This window comes from Rhizobium azibense (assembly GCF_004342325.1).
Lineage (GTDB): Bacteria > Pseudomonadota > Alphaproteobacteria > Rhizobiales > Rhizobiaceae > Rhizobium > Rhizobium etli_B.
On record NZ_SMBJ01000004.1, the window covers coordinates 184,284 to 205,800 of the forward strand.

General features: G+C 59.3%; 22 protein-coding genes and 1 pseudogene. 9 read left to right on the top strand and 14 right to left on the bottom strand.

Translation table 11 applies throughout. From position 1 onward, the window contains the following. Positions 1-190: 190 nt before the first annotated feature. Positions 191-1,057, bottom strand: a complete 867-nt coding sequence (locus EV130_RS11310; protein ID WP_074063030.1) for an LOG family protein — start codon at positions 1,055-1,057, stop codon at positions 191-193. Positions 1,058-1,250: 193 nt separating this feature from the next. On the opposite strand from EV130_RS11310, the gene dapD reads away from it, so the two are divergent. The 3 genes from dapD to EV130_RS11325 all read left to right on the top strand — a co-directional run bounded on the left by dapD (position 1,251) and on the right by EV130_RS11325 (position 3,999). Then, on the top strand, positions 1,251-2,111 hold the full coding sequence (dapD, locus tag EV130_RS11315) for a 2,3,4,5-tetrahydropyridine-2,6-dicarboxylate N-succinyltransferase (protein WP_074060003.1): 861 nt from the start codon (positions 1,251-1,253) through the stop codon (positions 2,109-2,111). 111 nt (positions 2,112-2,222) lie between these two features. Beyond that, positions 2,223-3,416: a succinyl-diaminopimelate desuccinylase gene (gene dapE, locus EV130_RS11320; RefSeq protein WP_132660314.1), complete on the top strand. Its 1,194-nt coding sequence runs from the start codon at positions 2,223-2,225 to the stop codon at positions 3,414-3,416. After that, a complete protein-coding gene (locus EV130_RS11325) occupies positions 3,403-3,999 on the top strand; it encodes a hypothetical protein (protein ID WP_132551118.1) in 597 nt (198 codons plus the stop codon). Before dapE ends, EV130_RS11325 begins: the two co-directional genes overlap by 14 nt. An 18-nt stretch (positions 4,000-4,017) precedes the next feature. Here the strand turns inward: EV130_RS11325 and truA are convergent, their stop codons facing one another. The 5 genes from truA to EV130_RS11345 all read right to left on the bottom strand — a co-directional run bounded on the left by truA (position 4,018) and on the right by EV130_RS11345 (position 8,352). Continuing rightward, on the bottom strand, positions 4,018-4,821 hold the full coding sequence (gene truA, locus EV130_RS11330; RefSeq protein ID WP_132660316.1) for a tRNA pseudouridine(38-40) synthase TruA: 804 nt from the start codon (positions 4,819-4,821) through the stop codon (positions 4,018-4,020). Next, positions 4,821-5,756: a methionyl-tRNA formyltransferase gene (fmt, locus tag EV130_RS11335; protein ID WP_132660318.1), complete on the bottom strand. Its 936-nt coding sequence runs from the start codon at positions 5,754-5,756 to the stop codon at positions 4,821-4,823. Before fmt ends, truA begins: the two co-directional genes overlap by 1 nt. Before the next feature lie 310 nt (positions 5,757-6,066). After that, on the bottom strand, positions 6,067-6,213 hold the full coding sequence (locus tag EV130_RS32545; RefSeq protein ID WP_165918520.1) for a hypothetical protein: 147 nt from the start codon (positions 6,211-6,213) through the stop codon (positions 6,067-6,069). Between the two features lie 29 nt (positions 6,214-6,242). Continuing rightward, a complete protein-coding gene (def, locus tag EV130_RS11340) occupies positions 6,243-6,761 on the bottom strand; it encodes a peptide deformylase (RefSeq protein ID WP_074059998.1) in 519 nt (172 codons plus the stop codon). A gap of 94 nt (positions 6,762-6,855) precedes the next feature. Beyond that, a complete protein-coding gene (locus tag EV130_RS11345) occupies positions 6,856-8,352 on the bottom strand; it encodes a globin-coupled sensor protein (RefSeq protein WP_132660320.1) in 1,497 nt (498 codons plus the stop codon). A 205-nt stretch (positions 8,353-8,557) separates the two neighbouring features. On the opposite strand from EV130_RS11345, the gene EV130_RS11350 reads away from it, so the two are divergent. The 3 genes and pseudogenes from EV130_RS11350 to EV130_RS11360 all read left to right on the top strand — a co-directional run bounded on the left by EV130_RS11350 (position 8,558) and on the right by EV130_RS11360 (position 13,283). Then, positions 8,558-9,781, top strand: coding sequence for a DNA recombination protein RmuC (locus tag EV130_RS11350; protein ID WP_132660322.1), 1,224 nt, complete (start codon positions 8,558-8,560; stop codon positions 9,779-9,781). Positions 9,782-9,831: 50 nt separating this feature from the next. Further along, on the top strand, positions 9,832-10,731 hold the full coding sequence (locus EV130_RS11355; protein WP_132660324.1) for a ribokinase: 900 nt from the start codon (positions 9,832-9,834) through the stop codon (positions 10,729-10,731). A 228-nt stretch (positions 10,732-10,959) separates the two neighbouring features. Next, positions 10,960-13,283 (top strand): annotated as a pseudogene (locus tag EV130_RS11360) (methyl-accepting chemotaxis protein). 77 nt (positions 13,284-13,360) lie between these two features. Here the strand turns inward: EV130_RS11360 and ptsN are convergent. The 6 genes from ptsN to lptC form a co-directional block, all read right to left on the bottom strand. Beyond that, entirely contained in the window at positions 13,361-13,825 is a 465-nt protein-coding gene (gene ptsN, locus EV130_RS11365; RefSeq protein ID WP_074059993.1) for a PTS IIA-like nitrogen regulatory protein PtsN, read from the bottom strand. Positions 13,826-13,895: 70 nt separating this feature from the next. Next, positions 13,896-14,468 (bottom strand): ribosome hibernation-promoting factor, HPF/YfiA family, encoded by a 573-nt coding sequence (gene hpf / locus EV130_RS11370; RefSeq protein WP_074059992.1) that lies wholly within the window; start codon positions 14,466-14,468, stop codon positions 13,896-13,898. Between the two features lie 255 nt (positions 14,469-14,723). Continuing rightward, positions 14,724-16,262, bottom strand: coding sequence for an RNA polymerase factor sigma-54 (gene rpoN / locus EV130_RS11375; RefSeq protein ID WP_132660326.1), 1,539 nt, complete (start codon positions 16,260-16,262; stop codon positions 14,724-14,726). 156 nt (positions 16,263-16,418) lie between these two features. Next, positions 16,419-17,207 carry an LPS export ABC transporter ATP-binding protein gene (lptB, locus tag EV130_RS11385; protein ID WP_074059990.1) on the bottom strand — a complete coding sequence of 263 codons (789 nt, stop codon included), beginning with the start codon at positions 17,205-17,207 and terminating at the stop codon, positions 16,419-16,421. A 39-nt stretch (positions 17,208-17,246) separates the two neighbouring features. Then, on the bottom strand, positions 17,247-17,852 hold the full coding sequence (locus EV130_RS11390) for an LptA/OstA family protein (RefSeq protein WP_132551135.1): 606 nt from the start codon (positions 17,850-17,852) through the stop codon (positions 17,247-17,249). Between the two features lie 14 nt (positions 17,853-17,866). Next, positions 17,867-18,532 carry an LPS export ABC transporter periplasmic protein LptC gene (gene lptC, locus EV130_RS11395; protein WP_074059988.1) on the bottom strand — a complete coding sequence of 222 codons (666 nt, stop codon included), beginning with the start codon at positions 18,530-18,532 and terminating at the stop codon, positions 17,867-17,869. Positions 18,533-18,751: 219 nt separating this feature from the next. Here lptC and sppA point away from each other — a divergent pair, with 219 nt between their 5' ends. The 3 genes from sppA (at position 18,752) to EV130_RS11410 (ending at position 20,475) form a co-directional block, all read left to right on the top strand. Then, on the top strand, positions 18,752-19,702 hold the full coding sequence (gene sppA / locus EV130_RS11400; protein ID WP_132660328.1) for a signal peptide peptidase SppA: 951 nt from the start codon (positions 18,752-18,754) through the stop codon (positions 19,700-19,702). A gap of 29 nt (positions 19,703-19,731) precedes the next feature. Then, on the top strand, positions 19,732-20,031 hold the full coding sequence (locus EV130_RS11405; RefSeq protein WP_132551137.1) for an integration host factor subunit beta: 300 nt from the start codon (positions 19,732-19,734) through the stop codon (positions 20,029-20,031). A gap of 111 nt (positions 20,032-20,142) precedes the next feature. Further along, on the top strand, positions 20,143-20,475 hold the full coding sequence (locus EV130_RS11410; RefSeq protein WP_132551138.1) for a LapA family protein: 333 nt from the start codon (positions 20,143-20,145) through the stop codon (positions 20,473-20,475). Between the two features lie 7 nt (positions 20,476-20,482). On the opposite strand, the gene EV130_RS11415 is transcribed toward EV130_RS11410, so the two are convergent. Further along, complete coding sequence (locus EV130_RS11415) at positions 20,483-20,917, bottom strand: GNAT family N-acetyltransferase (protein WP_132660330.1); 435 nt, start codon at positions 20,915-20,917, stop codon at positions 20,483-20,485. A gap of 46 nt (positions 20,918-20,963) precedes the next feature. Then, positions 20,964-21,416 (bottom strand): SRPBCC family protein, encoded by a 453-nt coding sequence (locus EV130_RS11420; protein WP_074059986.1) that lies wholly within the window; start codon positions 21,414-21,416, stop codon positions 20,964-20,966. Positions 21,417-21,517: the final 101 nt, after the last annotated feature.

A 21,517-nucleotide genomic window follows, 5' to 3' on the forward strand; every position in this document is an offset into this window, starting at 1 on the left:
ATGATGTTCAGGCCGGCGATGGGTGGACGGCCAGGTCTCCAGGCAGAAAGCCGTGGCCACCTCGGCATGTCCTTCATCCGCATGGATCAAACGAGGACGGCTCGATCTCCAACGAAGACATGCCTAAGCGGCCGCGCCCGTAAGCAAGGACTTACCGCTGTCACCCTTAATCGCCATCGTGACGGGCTTTCTATTCCTGATGTTCATAGAACTCCTGGATGATCTTCCAGGCAGCATCTGCCGTATCGACGAAGCTGATCAGCTTCACGTCGTCAGGCGCGATCGTCCCGAACTCGGCAAGCGCGTCGAAATTGACGATGCTTCGCCAGAACTTCTCGCCGAAGAGAATGAGCGGCATCTTTTCCATGCGTCCCGTCTGGATCAACGTCAGGCATTCGAAGAATTCGTCGAGCGTTCCAAAGCCGCCCGGAAACACCGCGATCGCCTTCGCGCGGACCATGAAATGCATCTTGCGGATCGCGAAATAATGGAAGTTGAAGCTGAGCTCCGGCGTCACATAGGCGTTGGGGGCCTGCTCGTGCGGCAGCACGATATTGAGGCCGATCGAGGGCGCACCTTCGTCGGCTGCTCCGCGGTTGCCCGCCTCCATGACGCCCGGACCGCCGCCGGTGACGATCACATATTCATGGAAATCGGAGCCGGCGGAATATTTCGAGCAGAGCCGGGCGAACTTGCGCGCTTCGTCATAATAGACCGAAGCCGCCTCCAGATTGGCGCGCTGGATGTCGTTGCGCGCTGCCCATGCGCTCTGGCCGGGCGCCGGAATACGCGCGCCGCCGAACATGACGACAGTGGATTTGATCCCGCGTTCCGTCAACATCATCTCGACCTTCAAGAGTTCAAGCTGGAGACGGATCGGCCGAAGCTCCTCGCGGCAGAGAAAGTCGTCGTCGGCATAGGCAAGGCGATAGGAAGGCGAAAGCGTCTGCGGCGTCTTCGGCACGGCCAGTGCGCGATGCCTGTCGATCTCGCTCGACTTCAGCGGGGCCCAGACCCCGTCCTTGCGCCTGAGCTTGCCGTTCTTTCCCTTCGCCATTTCAGAATGCCCTTCAAAAATGCCGGCAACACTTGCCGGGTATGTCAATAACGCCTTGAATCCAGAAACGATCTCGTTCGAAAAATCATTCCATTTTAGCCGCTCATGCGATAGAGCAGATCGCATCCCGCCGATCACAATTCCCGGAGACTTGTCAGTCTTCAGGATAAGGCTCGAAGTTTAAGGAATTCTCATGAGCGCCACCGACCTTGCATCCCTCGAAAAGACCATCGAAGCGGCCTTCGAAAACCGCGACAACGTGAATGCGTCGACGAAAGGCGAAGTTCGCGAAGCCGTGGAAGCAGCGCTCGAGCTTCTCGACGGTGGCAAGGCTCGCGTCGCCGAACGCGGCGTCGATGGCGTCTGGACAGTCAATCAGTGGCTCAAGAAAGCCGTACTGCTTTCCTTCCGCCTGAACGACATGGAAGTCGTCAAGGGCGGCTCCGGCAATTCCACCTGGTGGGACAAGGTGCCTTCCAAGTTCGAAGGCTGGGGCGAGAACCAGTATCGCGCCGCGGGTTTCCGGGCCGTTCCGAACTGCGTCGTCCGCCGCTCGGCCTACATCGCCAAGAACGTCGTGCTGATGCCGTCCTTCGTCAATCTTGGTGCCCATGTCGGTGAAGGCACGATGGTCGACACCTGGGCGACGGTCGGCTCCTGCGCGCAGATCGGCAAGCATGTGCATCTATCGGGCGGCGTCGGCATCGGCGGCGTGCTGGAACCGATGCAGGCCGGCCCGACGATCATCGAGGACAACTGCTTCATCGGCGCCCGCTCGGAAGTCGTCGAAGGCTGCATCATCCGCGAGGGCTCAGTTCTCGGCATGGGCGTCTATATCGGCAAGTCGACCAAGATCGTCGATCGCGCCACCGGCGACGTCATGTATGGCGAAGTACCGCCCTACTCCGTTGTCGTTGCGGGTTCGATGGCGAGCGGCAACAAGACCATGGCAAACGGCCAACCGGCACCGCATCTCTATTGCGCCGTCATCGTCAAGCGCGTCGACGAGCAGACCCGCTCGAAGACCGGCATCAATGAATTGCTGCGCGACTAAGCTTGCAGTGACAGCCGAAGTCCGATCCGGTAAACAGACGGCGTTCTTTTCAGCGAGGCGGTTCGCCGCCTTGCCATGTCTTTGCCATTCCCGCCGGATATTTCGACCCTCATGACCGCCACCGATCCCGTCGCCAACCTCCAGACGCTCATCCGCTGCCCCTCCGTGACTCCTGCCGAAGGCGGTGCACTTGCGGCGCTCGAGGCCATGCTTTCGCCGCTGGGTTTTAAGGTGGACAGGGTGAAGGCAACGGAAGCCGGAACGCCCGACATCGAAAACCTCTACGCCCGCCTGGGCAGTGATGGCCCCCATCTGATGTTTGCGGGACACACGGACGTCGTGCCGGTTGGCGACGAAGCCGCCTGGACGCACCCGCCCTTCGCCGCCGAAATTTCAGGCGGCGAACTCTTCGGTCGTGGTGCGGTCGACATGAAGGGCGGAATCGCCTGCTTCGTGGCAGCCGTTTCCCGGTACCTCGAAAGACACGCGAATCCGAAGGGCTCGGTTTCCTTGCTGATCACCGGCGACGAGGAAGGCCCCGCAATCAACGGCACGATCAAGCTTCTGCAATGGGCGGCAGAACGCGGCGAGCGCTGGGATGCATGCCTCGTCGGCGAGCCGACCAATCCCGACACGCTTGGCGACATGATCAAGGTCGGCCGCCGCGGTTCGCTCTCCGGCAGGCTCACTGTCCACGGCGTTCAGGGCCACGCCGCCTATCCACATCTCGCCGACAATCCGGTGCGCGGCATGCTGCAGCTTACCAGTGCGCTGATGGATCCCCCGTTCGACAATGGAACCGAAGACTTCCAGCCGTCGAACCTCGAGGTGACGACCATCGATGTCGGCAATCCGGCCACCAACGTCATTCCGGCGAAGGCAACGGCAAGCTTCAATATCCGCTTCAACGACACCTGGACGGTCGACACGCTGCAGGCGGAAATCCTCCGCCGCCTTGAAGCGGCCGCCAGGAATGGCGCCCTGCGCACCGGCCGCGAGGCAGTAAGATATGACATTGCCTGGGCGGATCGTCCGAGCCATGTCTTCCTCACCCGCAACAACGCACTGATTGCATCGCTTTCCTCAGCCATCGAGAGCGTTGCCGGAAAAACGCCGAAGCTCTCGACCACTGGTGGCACGTCCGACGCGCGTTTCATCAAGGACTATTGCGCGGTCGTCGAATTCGGGCTCGTCGGCCAGACCATGCACATGGTCGACGAACGCGTAGCTGTTTCAGATCTCGAAACGCTGACGCGGATCTACGAGACCTTCATCGAGCGATGGTTCGCGAATGCCGGGGCTTAGGGAGGTTCAATACTATCTGTCGGGTTTGTGGCTGCTGATCCGCATGGATACGCGGGGCTTCCGCTTTCTCGACATGTCGGACCGCGGCGTCAACCGCTCCTTCTGGGCAATGGCCTGGTGCCTGCCGCCGATGGGCATTTCATGGCTCTGGTGGCGTCAGGCCTTTCTGCAGTCCATGCCGCCGCATGTCGAGGTCGGCCTTCCCTTCTATTTCCGTTTGGGCCTGGTCGAAATCGCCAATTGGTTCGTGCCGCTGGTGTTTGCCGGACTGTTGCTGTTTGCCTTCCGCATGGGCGATCGCTTTGCCGCGGTGGTCGTCAGCATCAACTGGCTCGGTGTGCCGCTTTCCTACATCAACGGCCTGTTGCTGGCGCTGGTCTTCTTCATTCCCGGCGCCATCAGCGTCGTGTCGATCCTGCTTCTGGTCTTCATGATGGCGCAGGTCTTCATGCTCGCAAGGATTTTGCGGATGATCTTTCACGGCCACGGGCTGATGGTCGGGGCGCTGACGCTGGCACTTTTGGTGCCGACCATGATCCTCGCCGAATACCTCCAGCGCTTTCTCGGCATTTATCCGGTCTAGATGAACGGCCTTGCGGGGTCACAGCAGATCGTCATCTCCATTCACCTGCGCGCGCTTGCGCCGATCGGTGATCACCGCCGGATAATCGACCTGCAAGAAATATAGTCCTTCGGGCGGAGCAACAGGACCGCAGGCCTTTCGGTCACGCGCCTCTAGCGCGGCACGAACATCCTGCGACGTCCATTTTCCTTCTCCTGCAAGCTTCAGCGTTCCGGCAAAGGAGCGGATCTGATTGTGCAGGAAACTCTGTGCCGTTGCTCGGATTTCGATGAGCACGCCGATCCGCGTCACATCGAGCCGGTCGAGTGTGCGCACCGGGCTGTTTGCCTGGCAATGCGCGGAACGAAAGGTGGAAAAGTCATGCCTGCCGACGAGGACCTGGGCAGCCTGATGCATCGCCTCATGATCGAGCTCCTTCGGCACCCACCAGGCCTTCCCAGCCTCGAGCGCCAGCGGCGCCCGGCGGCTGATGATGCGGTAGAGATAGTGGCGCCGCTCCGCGGAAAAGCGGGCATCGAAGAACTCTCCAACCGCCTGCACCTCCAAAATGGACACGCGCTCGCCCGCCAGCTTCAGATGCGCATTCAGCGCGTTCTGCAACTTGAACGCCGACCATTCCTTTGAAAGATCGGCATGGATCACTTGACCCATCGCATGCACGCCGGAATCGGTACGCCCGGCGCCGCGGATCGACACGGTCTCGCCGCTTAACGACAGGATCGCCGCTTCGATTGCCCCTTGCACAGAGGGACCGTTTTCCTGACGCTGCCAGCCGACATAGGGTCCGCCGTCATATTCGACGGTCATCCGGTAGCGCGGCATCAGACGAGTCTCGTGCCGCGCGCAAGCGGTGCGCCGCGCAGGAAATCCGCCGCCGCAAGCGGCTTGCCACCGGCCTTCTGCAATCTGGTCAAACGAACCGCTCCGGATCGACAGGCGATGACCAGGTCATCGGTCAGCACTTCGCCGGCCGGACCGCGCCCTTGGGCAAGCTGCGAACCCAGCACCTTCACCCGCTCCGGCTTGCCGCCAATCACGACTTCGATCCAGGCGCCGGGAAACGGCGAAAGTCCGCGAATATGATCGTGAACCACCCTTGCGTCCCTGCCGAAATCGATCCGCGTTTCGCCCTTGTCGATCTTTTCGGCATAGAGCACGCCCTCTTGCGGCTGCGGCGTCAGCGGCAGGTCACCCATTTCGAGCTTTGCCATGGCTTCGCAGATCGCCTCGGCGCCGACATGCATCAGTCTGTCGTGCAACTCGCCGGCCGTCATGTTCGCGCCGATCTCGACCTCGCGGGTCAACGCGACAGGGCCGGTATCCAGTCCCTTGTCCATCTTCATCACCATCATGCCGGTCTTTTCGTCGCCTGCCATGATCGCTCGCTGGATGGGGGCTGCGCCGCGCCAGCGCGGCAGCAGCGAGGCGTGGCCATTATAGCAACCGTTGCGTGTTCCGTTCAAAATCGCCTCCGGCAGCAGCAGTCCATAGGCGACGACAACCGCCACATCCGCATTGAGCGACCGGAAGCGCTCGCGTTCTTCCGCCTCCTTGAAATTGAGCGGCGTGAAGACGGGCAGACCGAGCAGTTCGGCAGCCTGATGCACCGGCGACTTCTGCAGGTCGAGACCGCGCCGTCCACCCGGTCGCGGCGGCTGGGTATAGACCGCGACAATCTGATGCCCCGTGTCCACCAGGCTGCGCAGGGTCGGAACCGAGAACTTTGGCGTTCCCATGAAAATGATGCGAAGCGACATTCAATCCCGCCAGGTTTTATCAGCCATCTTCAAACGGGTTTACGAGCCCGAGATCAAGCCCTTCGACATCTTTTATGTCGCAAGTAAACACCTCGAGCCTCAAGCGAGGCGCAGATGGCGGCGACCACAGCGTCCTGGATCGTCGATATCGGCCGCCCATGCTTTCAGGCTTTTTCCGCGGCTGTTGCGATCACGGCATGGCGATCAAGGACGAGTATCCTGTTTCAGCATCTGGCGAATTTGTCGATGACCGCTTTTATTTCGTTTCCGCAGACGCTCGCCGGCCTGAGACTGCTCCATCACGACAATTTCACAAAAACAAAGGCCAGATTTGCCCCTGGCTTGTCATCGGCGTCTTGACGCGCCCGCTCAGCAATGTTCCGTTCATCGCGCCGGAAATATCACGGATCAGCAGATCGCCCGCACGGCACCTCCATTTCGATTTCAGCGAAATCATAATGGGCTGCGTCCTTAGTTCAACGCAACTTACAGGGCCTTCGTCGACTTCGCCGCCTTCGTGAACTTCTTGATCACCATTTCCCGCTTCAGCCGCGAAATATGGTCGATGAAGAGTACGCCGTTCAGATGGTCGATCTCGTGCTGAAGGCAAGTGGCAAGGAGGCCGTCGGCGTCGACCGTCTGCTCCTTGCCGTCACGGTCGAGATATTCGACGCTGACGGCGGCGGGACGCTCGACCTCGGCATAATAGTCCGGAATGGAAAGGCAACCCTCTTCGTAGACCGATCTCTCGGTTGAAGATTTGACGATCTTCGGATTGATAAAGATCTGCGGCTGCTTTTCCTCGCCTTCCCGCGAGACGTCGATCACCAGTATACGGCGCGGCACGCCGACCTGGATTGCCGCCAGGCCAATGCCCGGTGCGTCATACATCGTCTCCAGCATATCGTCGGCAAGACGCTTGAGATCGGCATCGACCCGCTCGATCGGCTTGGAAACCTGCCGGAGGACGGGATCTGGAAGAATGATAAGTGGCTTGATGGTCATCGCGTTCCCATAACCTATCTTTTCCAGCTAGGGAATTATCCTGAAACTCCGGAACGTGCTTTTTTCGCAGACCTGCGGAATTTGCGGCATTCGGTCAGGCTGCTCGGTGCGATGTCGGCGCCAGACGCTCCTGCGAGCGCACATTGAAGTGCTGCAGCAGCGCCACGAGATTATCCACCTCCGCGCGCAAGTGACGGCTCTCTGCCGAGGTATGTTCTACCATGCTCGAGTTCTGCTGCGTGATCGTGTCCATGTTGCGGATCGCAATGCTGACTTCGTTCACCCCTGTCGCCTGATCGCGTGCTGCTGCTGCGATGTCGGCAACGAAGCGATTGATGATGTCGATACGGCTGATCATATCGCCAAGTGCCTCGCCGGTACTGCTGACGATGCCGACGCCCTCATTGACCTGTACGGAACTTTCCGAGATCAGATTCTTGATCTCCTTGGCTGCATCGGCGGTGCGCTGCGCGAGCTGGCGCACTTCCTGTGCGACGACCGCAAAGCCTTTGCCCGCCTCGCCGGCACGCGCGGCCTCGACGCCGGCGTTCAGTGCCAGAAGGTTCGTCTGGAAGGCGATTTCGTCAATGACGCCGATGATCTTGGCTATCTCGGAGGACGACTTCTCGATACCCGCCATGGCCGACACCGCGCTTGTCACGAGCTCGCCTGAACTCTTCGCCTTCTCCTGCGTCTCACGCACCGCACCGGATGCCTTCTCGGCATTTGCTGCGGTCTGGCCAAGGCTGACGGAAAGCTGCTGGAGCGCCGCAGAGCTCTCCTCGATGCCGGCCGCCTGTTGCGCCGTGCGCATCGCCAGATCGTCGGTCGCCTTGGAAATCACCTCGGTGCCGCTGGAAATTTCGCCGGAACTGCTGCGCACCGAGGCGAATGAAGCGCGAAGTGCGGCGACGGCGCGGTTATAGTCCTGCGCCATGTGCCGGAAATTGCCCGGCAGGTCCGCCGGCAGCGTTGCTTCGAGATCGCCTTTTGAAAGCGCTTCCAATCCGCGGCGCAGATGCTCGAGCGCAATCGCCTGATCGGCCTCCGCCTTGGCTCGCTCCTCTTCGTGCTTGCGCCGCTTCTCTTCCAGCGCATCGAGATAGACAGAAATTGAATAGTCCATGTCGAGCATGCTCGCCTTGATGACCGAGGCAAGCTTTTCGGCAAGCACACTGCCCTTTTGCCGGCCGAAGCGTGACGGCCACTGCTTCTCCATGATGCCCTTGACGAGTTCTGCCATGACGATCGCATAACCGCCGATATACCAGCGCGGTTCAAGGCCAATCCGGGCATGCGCCCTGCCGACGGCGGTGACGCCGTTCACGTAGCTCTCGTCGAAATTGGCGCCGGAAAGCTGCGCCCAGTGGTCTTCCTGGCGTTTCTTGGCCTGTCCGGCATGCGTTTTGTCGGAAAAGAAGCCGGCCAGCGCGGGTGTCTTGGCGATCTTGCCGTAAAACTTGTCCAGCGCGCCACCGATCAGTTCGCCGATGACCGGGCGCAAGTCCCTAATCGTCTTTCTCGCCTCACTGTCGAGTTCGATGAAGTCAAGGCGCTGCTTGAGTGCGTTTTCGGATTGCTGGCTTGTCATAATGTATTTCTGTCCCGGCGCATGATGCGATAAAGGTCTCTTCGAAACGACAATTCGAAAATATAGTTGACTATCCGTTAAGAAGAGGCGGCGATCTTCGGCAGCTTGGTCCCGCGGTGCTGCGGCAATTTGTCTCCGAAATTGCGCTGTGGATTTGTTCACGTTTTGATCTAGCCATCGCCGGCGAGTTTGTTATTGTGCGCGAATGAACAATGTTACCGACTCACTGACGATTTCGATCGCCGGGCTCAGCCCGGCCCTCCTTGCGCTTGCCGGTGGCGCTGTCGCTGTCGTTGTCGTGCTGCTCGTGTTTGTGCTGGTCAAGAGCAGCAACCTGCGGCGCGAACAGGATGAGGAGGCAGCGATCCGGATCGCGGAGGCCGATGCCCGGATGGTCGAGCTTTTGAAGATCCAGGCCGAAATGCAGGGACGCATTTCGACCATGGCCGAGGTCTTCGGAACGCGTCAGGCCGAACTCAACCAGGCAATCGGTCAGCGCCTCGACGGCATGTCACAGCGCGTCAGCACGACGATTAGCGAACAGACGAAATCGACGCATGAGAACCTGCAGCGCCTGCAGGAGCGGCTCGCCGTCATCGATGCAGCTCAGAACAATATCCAGACGCTGGCGAAGGATGTCGTCGGGCTTCAGGCTATCCTGTCCAACAAGCAGACGCGCGGCGCCTTCGGCCAGTCGCGTATGGAGACGATCGTCGCCGACGGTCTGCCGATGGGCGCCTATGCCTTCCAGCAAACGCTCTCAAACGGCTCGCGGCCGGACTGTACCGTGCGCATGCCGAACGGTGCACCGCCGCTGATCATCGATGCCAAGTTTCCTCTCGAAGCCTGGAATGCCATTCGCGACGCCGGCACGCCGGAGGCGACCAAGCTTGCCTCGCAGCAATTTCGCCGCGACATGGAAATCCATGTCCGCGATATATCGGAGAAGTATCTTATCCAGGGCGAGACGCAGGATACGGCATTTCTCTTCGTTCCTTCGGAATCGATCTTCGCTGAAATTCACGAGAATTTCGAACCGATCGTCCAGAAAGCGCATCGTTCCCGCATCGTCATTGTTTCGCCTTCGCTGCTGATGCTGTCGATCCAGGTCATCCAGGCCGTCTTGAAGGATCAGCGCATGCAGGCGCAGGCGCACCTCATCCAGGGCGAGGTAGCCATCCTAATGGATGATCTCGGGCGGCTCGATGAGCGCGTGCGCAAACTGCAGACTCACTTCTTCCAGGCACAGCGCGATGTTGATCAGATCATCACGTCCACGGACAAACTCTCCAAACGCGGCGCAAAAATCGAAGCTTTGGAGTTCGAGGGTGCAGAAGCGCTCAAGGAGGAACGTGAAAGCGGACCTGCGGCGAAGTCGGTCGAAAGCCGCACCGGTCTTCTCAAACTCAGGGTGGTTGACGAGGAGTGAGCCCATCGGGCAGTGTCCGGTCGCATGAGAAGCATGACGGGACAGCCTTTATGATCACAGTCTTCGGCTCCATCAACATGGACCTTATCGCCACCACCGATCGCCTGCCAAAGCCTGGGGAAACAGTGGCCGGCAACGATTTTGCAACGGCGGCGGGCGGCAAGGGAGCCAACCAGGCATTAGCCGCGCGACGCGCCGGCCGCATCGTCCATATGGCGGGCGCAGTCGGTAAGGATGAATTTGCTGCACCGGCGCTGTCGCTTCTCGATCAGGCGGGCATTTGCCTTGCTGGCGTAAAGCATGTCGATGGACCCACCGGTACGGCGCTGATCCTCGTCGGTGGGGACGGCGAGAACATGATCGCCGTCGTGCCGGGCGCCAACGGGACCATCGCGCCCGAGGATGCCGATGCGGCGATCGGCGCCATGAGCAAGGGCGATTTTCTGATGCTGCAGCTCGAGGTGCCCGCCCCGGCAGTCGAGCGTGCGCTGGCCTCATCCAGGCTCAAGGGCGTCACGACCATTCTTAACCTCGCTCCGCTGATTGCAGACGCCCCGCGGCTCGGACGTCTCGCCGATATCGTCATTGCCAACGAGACGGAATTCGAGCGGCTTGCTGGCCAGAACGACATGGACCCGGCTGATCGCGAAACGGCGTTGAGACGCCTGCATCAAGAGACCGGACAGACGTTGATCGTGACGCTCGGCGCCGACGGCGTGATCGCAATCCGCGATGGCGTCATTACCGAGGCGAAAGGCCTGAAGATCGAGCCGGTGGATACCGTCGGGGCAGGTGATACATTCTGCGGCTACTTTGCCGCAAGCCTCGATGGAGGCCTCGATTTCGAGGCGTCTCTGCGCCGGGCCGCCGTGGCCAGTTCGCTTGCCTGCCTCAAGGCCGGAGCACAGCCATCCATTCCCTTGTCCGCCGACGTCGCAATCAAGATATAGTCTTGTCTATTTTCACCGGGCACTCGAAGAAATATGAATCAACTCAATATATTAGCGGAATGAAACGGCCTCGTTTCATTCAAATTTAAGAGATTTGCGGCGATCGTTCTTTTGATCGCCAGGCTTTGGTTCACGGGCCTAGGCAACGTCACGGCTGCTCCATGAGGGTGCGGCATTTCCTCCCGTGTCGGAGAATGCGACTCCGGTGCGTGCCCTGCCGAGGAACCCATGGCCATCTTCCGCATGAAATCGCTTGCAGCAAAGCTCATCCTCATTACCGGCGCAGCTATCGCGCTTGTCCTCCTGGTGTCCAACCTGTTCCTGATTGGCCAGACCCGTGATCGCGTTCATGCGTTGACGATGGACCAGGCCAACCTCGAAGCTAAATCAATCGCCAACGAGATCGCCGCCAATGTCGGCGAGCTGGCAAGCGCCGCGCGCTCAATGGCGGGCGTCCTCGGCCGCGGTCACGAAGGCAAGAGCTTCGACCGCAAGGGCATCATAAACATCCTGAAGGCCAACCTCGAGCAGAATGCCTTTGCCTTCGGAAGCTGGTTTTGCGAACAGCTCGGCGCCTTTGACGGCAAAACAACCGAGATCGCCGACAAGCTCGACGAGGGCACGAACAAGAACGGCGCCTTTACCCCCTACTGGTCGAAGACGAGGGATGGCGCCATCCAGTTTTCGACCTTCGACAACGACTATGCCGCCGAATGGTGGAAACTTGCCGCCGAAACCGGAAAGGGGGCCATCACGCCACCCTATCTTGCCGAAGGCACCGACGTTCCGACGCTCTTGACTTCCATTGCCTATCCGGTCGTGTCCGGCGGCAAGACGATTGGTGTCGAAGGCGTCGACATCTCACTCAAGTCCCTCACCGACAAACTGCAGGCATTGCAACCCTTCGGTTCGGGCCGTGTCACTCTCGTTGCGCAAAACGGCAACTGGATCGTGGCGCCGACGAAAGAACTGATGTCGAAACCCTACGGCAACGGCCAAGGCGCCGCCGAAGTCAAGTCAGCGCTAGCCTCGATGACTCCGAGTGTAATCCGCAACCTTGCCTTTGATGGCTATGAACCTTTCGATCGCGTCGTCTATCCGTTTGCCGTGCCGGATCTTCATGCCGCCTGGGTCGTACTCGTCGATGTTCCCCACAGCGCCATCAATGCACCGGTGCGAGATCAGACCTTCATGATGATCGCCGGTGGCATCGTTGTCCTTGGTGGCGTCATGCTGGCTCTCTATTTTGCCGTCCGCTCCCTGGTGCAAAAGCCTCTTGGCCTGCTCGTTGCAAATGTCAAGGCACTCGGCGACGGCAAGTACGAGGAGCCGGTTACCGGCCAGGAGCGCGCAGACGAGATTGGTTCCGTCGCCAAGGCTCTCGAAGGATTCCGCTTTACGCTTGCCGATACGCAAAGGCTCGAGGCAGAGGCGGACAGCCAGCGCATTGCCGCTGATGCCGAGCGCAGCCGCTCCGAAAGCGAGCGGCTGGAATCGATCGCGCTACAACGCCAGATCGTTTCCATCGTCGGCGCCGGGCTCTCAGAATTATCGCAGGGCAACCTTAGTCACCGCCTCACGGAGGAGTTCCCCGGCGAATATTCCAAGCTGAAGCAGGATTTCAACGCTGCGCTTGCCAGCCTTGAAGAGACAATCAACACGACAAACCTCAGCGTCGTGAATATCGGTTCCGGCACCAGCGAAATCAGCAACAGCGCCTCCGACCTTGCCAGGCGCACGGAGCAGCAGGCGGCAAGCCTGGAAGAAACCGCCGCCGCGCTCAACGAGCTGACCGCTCAGGTCAATTCAAGTGCCAAGAATGCCGCACAGCTGCAGAAAACGTCAATCTCGCCTGTGAAGATGCGGAGAAATCCGGCGAGGTCGTGCAGAAGGCAATCGCCTCCATGCACGGCATCGAACAATCTTCCACGGAGGTCTCGCGCATCATCGGCGTGATCGATGAAATCGCTTTCCAGACGAACCTGCTGGCACTCAATGCCGGCGTCGAGGCGGCGCGCGCTGGTGAAGCGGGCAAGGGCTTTGCTGTGGTTGCTCAGGAAGTCCGTGAACTGGCTCAACGCTCTGCAACTGCAGCCAAGGAGATCAAGACCCTCATCAACACCTCCGCCATCCAGGTCAAGGAAGGCGTCGATCTCGTCGGCCGCGCCGGCGGTATGCTGCATAAGATCGCCGAGCAGGTGATGGGCATCAACGGTCTCATCCGCCAGATCTCCGCCTCCGCAAGCGAACAGGCGATAGGCCTCAAGGAAATCAACCAGGCCATGAACCAGATGGATCAGGTGACCCAACAGAATGCCGCAATGGTGGAAGAGGCGACAGCAGCCAGTGTCGCGCTGAATGACGAGGCCCAGACGCTGAAAGCGCTCGTTCTTCGCTTCCGGGTGTCCGCCCAGGGCAACGCCAAGGCGCTGCACTCAACGGCGCAGCAGATGACGCGAAGCTCCCGTGCCCCGGCTCCTGCTCAGCGCCGCCCTGTGCCACAGCAGCACGGTTCGGCTGCCGTTGTTCAGGACAACTGGGAAGAATTCTGAGGCAGACGTCTTCACGCATGGAAAGAGGCGTCCCGACAGGGGGGCGCCTCTTTTCATTTCAGGCGATCGTCTGCCGCTCAGGCAGCGTTCGATGCTTGTTCTTCGTTGAGGAAAGCGTAGATCGCCGATGCCGAATCCGTGGCACGCAGCTTCGTGACGAGATCGTGATCGCGAAGCACGCGAGCAATGCGCGACAAGGCCTTAAGATGGTCGGCGCCCGCCCCTTCCGGAGCGAGAAGCAGAAACACCAGGTCGACCGGCTGGTCGTCCAGCGCTTCGAAGTCGACCGGACTTTCCAGCCGCGCGAAGACGCCGACAATCGATCGGACACTTGCGAGCTTGCCGTGCGGAATGGCGATGCCATTGCCGACACCCGTCGAGCCGAGACGCTCGCGCTGCAGAACGACATCGAAAATTTCCCGCTCGGAAAGGCCAGTGATCTTGGAGGCCTTGGCCGCCAACTCCTGGAGCAACTGTTTCTTCGAATTTACCTTTAGGGCGGGAATGATCGCATCTTGGTGCAGCAGATCTGCCAATGCCATTTCTTTTTCCTTCTGTCGCCGAAACCGGATGATTGGGAGAGCGGCGTGGCTACCGCTCATCGCCCGGATGTCAGCTCTTGATACTGGCGGCGTCGATCCAGCCAATATTACCGTCATGCCTGCGGTAAACGATGTTCAAATGCTCCGTGCCGGGGCTGCGGAACAAAAGCAGTGGCTCATCCGTCATATCGAGCGCCATCACGGCGGTCGCAACGGACATGGTCTTCAACTGCTTCGTGCTCTCGGCAACGATTACCGGGGCGAAATCGTCTGGGACCTCTTCTTCATGATCCGGGACAGCATCCATGACGGTATAGGCGACTTCCGCACCGTTCAGATGGTTTCCGGCATGATGATCCTTGAGCTTGCGCTTGTAGCGGCGCAGACGCTTTTCGATGCGCTCCGAAGCGGCATCGAATGCGAGCTGCGGGTCCATGGCTTCGCCTGCCGCATGCAGCACCACCCCGCTGTCAAGATGGAGCTTGCAATCCGCAGAGAACCGCGAACTCGATTTCTCCACAATTACCTGCCCGGAATATCCCCCGTCGAAGTATTTCGTGATGGCCATGTCCATTTGGTCCTCGATCCTTTGACGGAACGAGTCCCCAATTTCCATATGTTTACCGGATACACGCACACTCATGGAGTTTCCCTTCTTATAGTGGTTTGCGGTACCAGTTTACGCCAAGGCCAGACCTCATCCAAGCACTTCACGCAAACTCAAGCAATATCGGCTTAAGTCGTGTGCTTCAATCGCCCTGAGGATGATGGGGATAAGTCCAAACGCCGTTCGCAGCGCCAGCTGCGGCGGGCTTCTAACGGCAGACTGCCGAATTGTCAACGGCTGTGCCGTCGCGCTGATGTGGCCGTGCAGGCACGGGTTGAATTAGCACGACCTTCAAAAGCCGGAAACCTTCGCCATTGCCCGCTTTTCGCGCCGTCGCTGAACGGAGGAGGCGATATTCATCGCCTCGCGGTATTTTGCAACCGTCCGGCGAGCCAGCTCGATCCCTTCCTTCTTCAGCATGTCGACAATATCATCGTCGGACAGGACCGCATCCGTGCTTTCCTGCATGATCAGGGAGCGTATCCTGTGACGAACGGCCTCAGCCGAATGGCTATCGCCGCCCTCCACCGCGCTGATCGACACCGTGAAGAAATATTTGAGCTCGAAGAGGCCGCGCGGCGTCAGGATGTACTTATTCGAGGTGACGCGGCTGACAGTCGACTCATGCATCTTGATGGCATCGGCAACGGTCTTCAGGTTCAGCGGGCGAAGGTGATCGACGCCATGCATCAGGAAGGCGTCCTGCTGGCGCACAATCTCGCTTGCGACCTTCATGATCGTCTTGGCGCGCTGGTCGAGACTGCGGGTGAGCCAGTTGGCGCTTTGAAGGCATTCGGACAAGAACGTGTAATCACCGCCGTTCTTTGTGACATGGGCGAAATAGGATTGATTGACGAGCACGCGCGGGAGCGTATCCGGATTCAACTCCACCAGCCAGCTCCCATCCGATGACGAACGGACGACGACATCCGGCATGATCGCTTCAGAAAGGCTGGTTTCAAAACCGCTGCCGGGCTTCGGGTTCAGCTGGCGAATCTCTGCGAGCATATCAAGCAGGTCTTCCTCGTCGACGCCGCAAAGCCGCTTCAGCGTCGGAAAGTCGCGCCGCGCCAGCAGTTCGAGGTTGGAAACGAGGGCCTGCATGGCGGGATCGAAACGGTCCTTCTGCTTCAGCTGGATGGACAGGCATTCGGCCAGGCTGCGAGCAAATACACCGGGCGGGTCAAGCGTCTGCAGCTCGGCAAGAACACGTTCGGCAGCCGCAGGATCGCTGCCCAGTCTTTCGCCGATGTCGGCAGGGTCGGTCTGCAGGTAACCCGCCTCGTCGAGCTGGTCGATCAATTGCTGCGCGATCAGCCGGTCTCCCGCGTCCGGCAGGATGAACGGAATCTGCTGTGCCAGGTGATCCCTGAGCGAGACCTGGCCCGCAACAAAGTCGTCGAGATCGTAATTCTCCTGGTCGCCGCCTCCCGGCATCGACTTCCATTGGCTGATCAGCTCAGGCGCATCGGCTCGCGCAGGCACGCCATCGTCGGGGAAGACATTTGCATAATTGACGTCCAGCTCTTCGCTCAGCCGTGTGGCGCTGCCGTCATTGCCATTGTCATACCAGTCGGCGGAAAGCGCCTCGGTGCGGTCGTCATCATCGTCGGACTGGCGCCCGTGCTGCTCCTCCTGCGCATCGCTGTCGCTGCCCGTTTCCGCGTCATCTGACGGAAATTCGAGCAATGGGTTCTTCTCGACTTCCTGTGCGATAAACTGGACTAGCTCGAAGTGCGTCATCTGCAGCAACTGGATGGATTGCATCAGTTGCGGCGTCATCACCAGGGACTGGTTCTGTCGCAGGAAAAGATTGGCAGACAGGGCCATAGCGGACGCGAAACTCCCGTTCAATTCCTCCGGGAAACCGCGATCGAGCAGAGTTCGGGCCGCGGAAATCCAACTTGGCCCAAAAATTGCTTTTTTATTCTATTTGGTCAAGCGCAAGTATGCCAGGAAGGTGAATTTCCGTCGCCTTCGATCCTATCAAAGGCTGAATTTATCGCCAAGATAGAGGCGGCGCACTTCCGGATTGTTGACGATATCGTTCGCTCGCCCATGCGTCAGCACTTCGCCGGCATGGATGATATAGGCCCGGTCGATGAGGCCAAGCGTCTCGCGCACATTGTGATCGGTGATCAAAACGCCGATGCCGCGCGCCGTCAGATGGTGGACGAGGTTCTGGATGTCTGCGACCGAAATGGGATCGACGCCTGCAAAAGGCTCGTCAAGCAGCATGAAGGTCGGGTCGGTTGCGAGCGCGCGAGCAATTTCCAGACGCCGGCGCTCACCGCCCGACAATGCGACGGCCGCCGATTTTCGCAGCTTGGAGATATGGAATTCCTCCAGAAGCTCGTCGAGCTTCTTCTCCCGCTCCACCTTGTCCTTCTCGTGCACTTCGAGCACGGCGCGGATATTCTCTTCGACCGTCAGGCCGCGGAAGATCGAGGCCTCCTGCGGCAGGTAGCCGACGCCGAGGCGCGAGCGGCGATACATCGGCATCGTCGTCACGTCATTGCCATCGATCTCGATCGTGCCTTCGTCCACCGGCACCAGTCCGGTGATCATATAAAAACAGGTCGTCTTGCCGGCACCGTTCGGTCCCAGAAGGCCGACAGCTTCGCCGCGCCTGACGACCAGCGAAACGCCGTTGACGACACGCCGGGTGCTATAGGTCTTCGTCAGACCGCGTGCAATCAGCGTGCCGTGGTAACGGCTCTTGTCTCCGCCGGCGGCAGAGTCCGCGGCAGATTGCGGCCCGGCCCTGCCGAACATGGTTGAAAGCGAGAATAATTTCACGTCGGGCGGCCGGTCTCAGTTCTTTTTCTGGGATTTCGGATCAAGCTGGATCTGGACGCGCCCCCCGCAGCTATCCAGTTGCGCCTGCCCTGTCTGCATATGAACCGTAAGCTGGCAGCCCGTGAAGACGTTCGGTCCATCAGACAGCACCACCTTTTCGCCCTTCAGGACGAAGAGCTGCTGGGCCATATCGAAGGAGCCATTGTCGGCGGTCGCCGTCTGCGTGCCGGAACTCAGGAAAACCTTGTCGGTAACGATGATACGGTCGATGTCGGCATTGCCGGATGAGATGGACGCGGCTCCCGCGTCGGCCTTTGCACCGTTTGGTTGGGTGTCGCCGCCCTGTGCCTTGTAAAAGACCGTCATATGACCGGCCTGCAAGGTCGTCTTCCCCTGAACGACCTTCACATTGCCGGTAAAGTCGGCCTTGTGCTCCTGATCGTGAATCTCCAGCTTGTCGCTTTCGATCTGGATCGGTTGATTGCTGTCGAGCTTCAGGCCGTCCATCTGGCTGGTCGTCGCCTGCGCAAGGGCCGCTCCTGCCATCAGTAGAAGCGCCAGGGCGCTGCCGCCAAGTGTTATGCCAGACTTACGAAGTGAAAAGTGACAATCTATTGTCATGAGTGACCCGGCTGTTAGGTGCCCTGTTTACGGATGACGGATGGATCCACATTCATGCGAACTTTCCCCTCGAATGTGATCACGCGCCCCTTATCCGTCATCTTGAGCGACTGCGCAACAATCGAAGCGCCGTCTTTTTGAATCTCGATAGGATCGTCTGTCGTCATCTTGCCGCCCTTGATATCGAGCTTGGCAGATTGGAATTTCGCCGTCAGACCGTTGCTCAGCAAAATCGTGAACGGGTCCCTCAGCGCAAGGTTGTCCGTGGATCGGTCATAGTCGGCCGTGGCAGCCTCAACGCGGGCGATCAGATCATCGTTGACCGGCACTGCGGCCTTGATCGTTTCGAGCGTGATAAGGTTCGGGTTCTTGATGTCTTGCAGTGCGCGCTCGGCAAGCATCGAATAGTTGATGCCGTCGGCATTGCGCCCGGCGATCGCCGGCTTTTCCATGACGATCTTGCCGTCTTCGATCTTGGCGCCCTCGATCTTCAGATTCTCGGGCAGGTAAGCCCTGACCATCGAGACGGCAATGAAGGCCAGCGAAATGATGACGGCAGCGACAGGCAGCAGTATCTTCAGGCGGCGGACACGTGCAGAATGGAAGAGCGCAGTCGCATAGGCGCTCCGTTCAGGCCCGGCAAAGGCAGGCTTCCCGCTGCTGTTCAATGTGTTGAGCATTCACATGTCCGTGTCTGTTGATCGGCAACCCTATATAGGAACTACATCCACCGATCACAGATCGTTTCGCATTATTACACTAGCTTGCCAATATGGATTTTTTTCTGCAACTAGCAAATAAGGCATGAAAACGGGGTAAATCGGCATTTGCGAAGAAGGAATGCCGCCTTATCTGATGCCATGTTGCATGAAGCCGGCGCACCGGCTCTGGAGGACCTTATGGACAGTTCGACGATCGCGGATCGCCGCAGGCTTCGCCGCAAACTTGGCTTCTGGCGTATTGCGGCGGTCTTGCTCTTGGTCGCGCTCGGCTTCGGTCTTTACCAATTCGTCGCAGGCGACCTCGCCACTCAGCGGCCGCATATCGCCCATGTGACGATTTCAGGCCTCATTACCGACAACGACGAATTGCTCGAGAGGCTGAAGAAGATCGAAGAAAACGACCGCGTCAAAGGCGTGATCGTCTCCATTTCCTCGCCCGGAGGCACGACCTATGGCGGGGAGAAAATATTCAAGGCGATCCGGGCGATCGCGGCGAAGAAGCCGGTGGTCTCCGATATCCGAACGCTTGCCGCTTCCGCAGGCTACATGGTCGCGACCGCTGGAGATACGATCATTGCCGGAGAAAGCTCGCTTACCGGTTCGATCGGCGTGATTTTCCAGTATCCTCAGATCCAACCATTGCTCGACAAGCTCGGCGTCTCTCTGCAAGAGATCAAGTCGTCGCCGCTGAAGGCAGAGCCATCGCCTTTCCATGCTGCCAGTGAAGAAGCGAAAGCCATGATCAATAATATGGTCATGGACAGCTACGCATGGTTCGTGGACCTGATTGTCGACCGCCGCAAACTGCCGCGCGACGAGGTGCTGAAGCTTGCCAACGGAACCATTTTCACCGGCCGCCAAGCGGCGAAGGTCAAGCTCATCGACCGGGTTGGCGGCGACGCGGAAATCCGGGACTATCTCGCCGGCAGGGACGTCGGCAAGGATCTTCCGGTCGTCGATTGGGACAGGAAGAGCAATACGGCATTTCTGCTCGCAGGGGCCGTTTCGAAGCTCGCAGTTCTGCTTGGCTATGGCGATCTCGTAAAGAGCCAGGACATCATGGGCATTCTGCCACAAAAGTTGCTCCTTGACGGGCTCGTTTCAGTTTGGCAGGTTGGCCACGATTGATAAGAAATCAATAATTTAAGGGGGCGACCGTGATCAAGTCGGAATTGGTGCAGATCGTTGCCGCGCGCAACCCGCATCTTTATCACCGGGATGTCGAAAATATCGTCAACGCGGTTCTCGACGAGATCACCGATGCGCTCGCAGCAGGCAACCGCGTCGAGCTTCGCGGCTTCGGTGCATTTTCCGTCAAGAATCGCCCCTCGCGCTCCGGGCGCAATCCGCGCACCGGCGATACCGTCTTCGTCGAGGAGAAGTGGGTGCCGTTCTTCAAGACCGGCAAGGAATTGCGCGAGCGGCTGAACCCCGGCCAGACCGACCACGACGATTGAGCTTCAACCAGACTGCGTCGAAATCGCGCTTGAACCTCGCGCGCAGCTTTCTATTTTGCTGAGCAGTCGTGCGCCTATCGAAGCGGCGCAACCAGGTCGCGGAGGCCACTGATGGCGAAGAAGATCATCAACCTATTGATTTTGTTGCCGCTTGGCATCATTCTCATCATCTTCTGCGTTGCCAACCGGCAGAGCGTGACGCTGGCATTCAACCCGTTCCGCCCCGAAGATCCGGTTCTCGCGGTTTCTGCGCCGTTCTTCGTTTTCATCTTCATCGCGCTGATTATCGGCATGCTGGTCGGATCGACCGCGACATGGCTCACGCAGGGCAAATATCGCAAGCGCGCGAAAATCGAGGCGAAAGAGGCCGTTCGCTGGCACAGCGAGGCGGACCGCCAAAAGACCCGCGCCGAAGAGATCGCCGGTCGATTGCCATCCCGCTGATTTACACTCAGGCAGGAATGAAGCTCAGTTCCTCGTAGTCGCCTTCAGCCGACGTGCCGCTACCAGTGACCACGAAACCGCGGCCGGCATAGAATGTCTTGGCGCTTGTGTTGTTGATCAGGCACTTCAACCGGTATTGACGGCGCGGCCATCCCGGCAGGGCCTTCAGCAGCGCGGTGCCGATGCCCCTGCCCTGCCATTGCTTGCGGATATAGAGCATGTGGATGAAATCATCGGCGGCCCACAGCGTCATGAAGCCGGCAATGTCGCCATCACCTGCTTCGGCAACAAAGACAATCTCACCCTGGGAATGGGCAAGAAAATCCCCATGGCGAAAATTGCCGGGATCGACCCAGGTGAAGGTCCGTCTGCGCTCGTCGAGATAGATTTCGCCGAGCTGCCCATTGTCCGAAGGGCGGGAATTTCTGACTGTGTAATCCATGGATGCGATCTGGAAGAGGCCAAAGACTGTGCCAAGCCAAAGGCCGCTATTGCGCGGCCTTTTCGCTGACGACAGCATTGAAATCTGCAAAGAACTGCTGCGCAAGCTTTTGCGATGTCGAGTTCACCAGCCGCGCTCCAAGCTGGGCAAGCTTGCCGCCGACCTGCGCCTTTACCGCATATTGCAGCACGGTCTCTGCACCTTCCGCCCTCAAGGTGACGTCGGCCCCGCCCTTGGCAAAGCCTGCGACACCGCCTTTGCCCTCGCCCGAAATCGTATAGCTCTCCGGCGCGTTGACATTTGTCAGGGTCACTTCACCGTTGAAGGTCGCCGAAACCGGTCCGATCTTGACTTTGACGACAGCTGCAAGCTCGGTTGGCGATCTCATCTCGAGGCTCTGGCAGCCGGGGATGCATCGCTTCAAGACTTCTGGATCGTTCAAGGCTACCCACACAGCATCGCGCGATGCATTGATGCGTTCCTCGCCGGTCATGTCCATTTCGAAATCCTCCCGTTTCAATTCTTTAAACTTATCACAGCGGGAAAGGACTTTGCCAAGGTGACTGGGGATGCTATTTCCACGGGCTCAATCAAACCTGA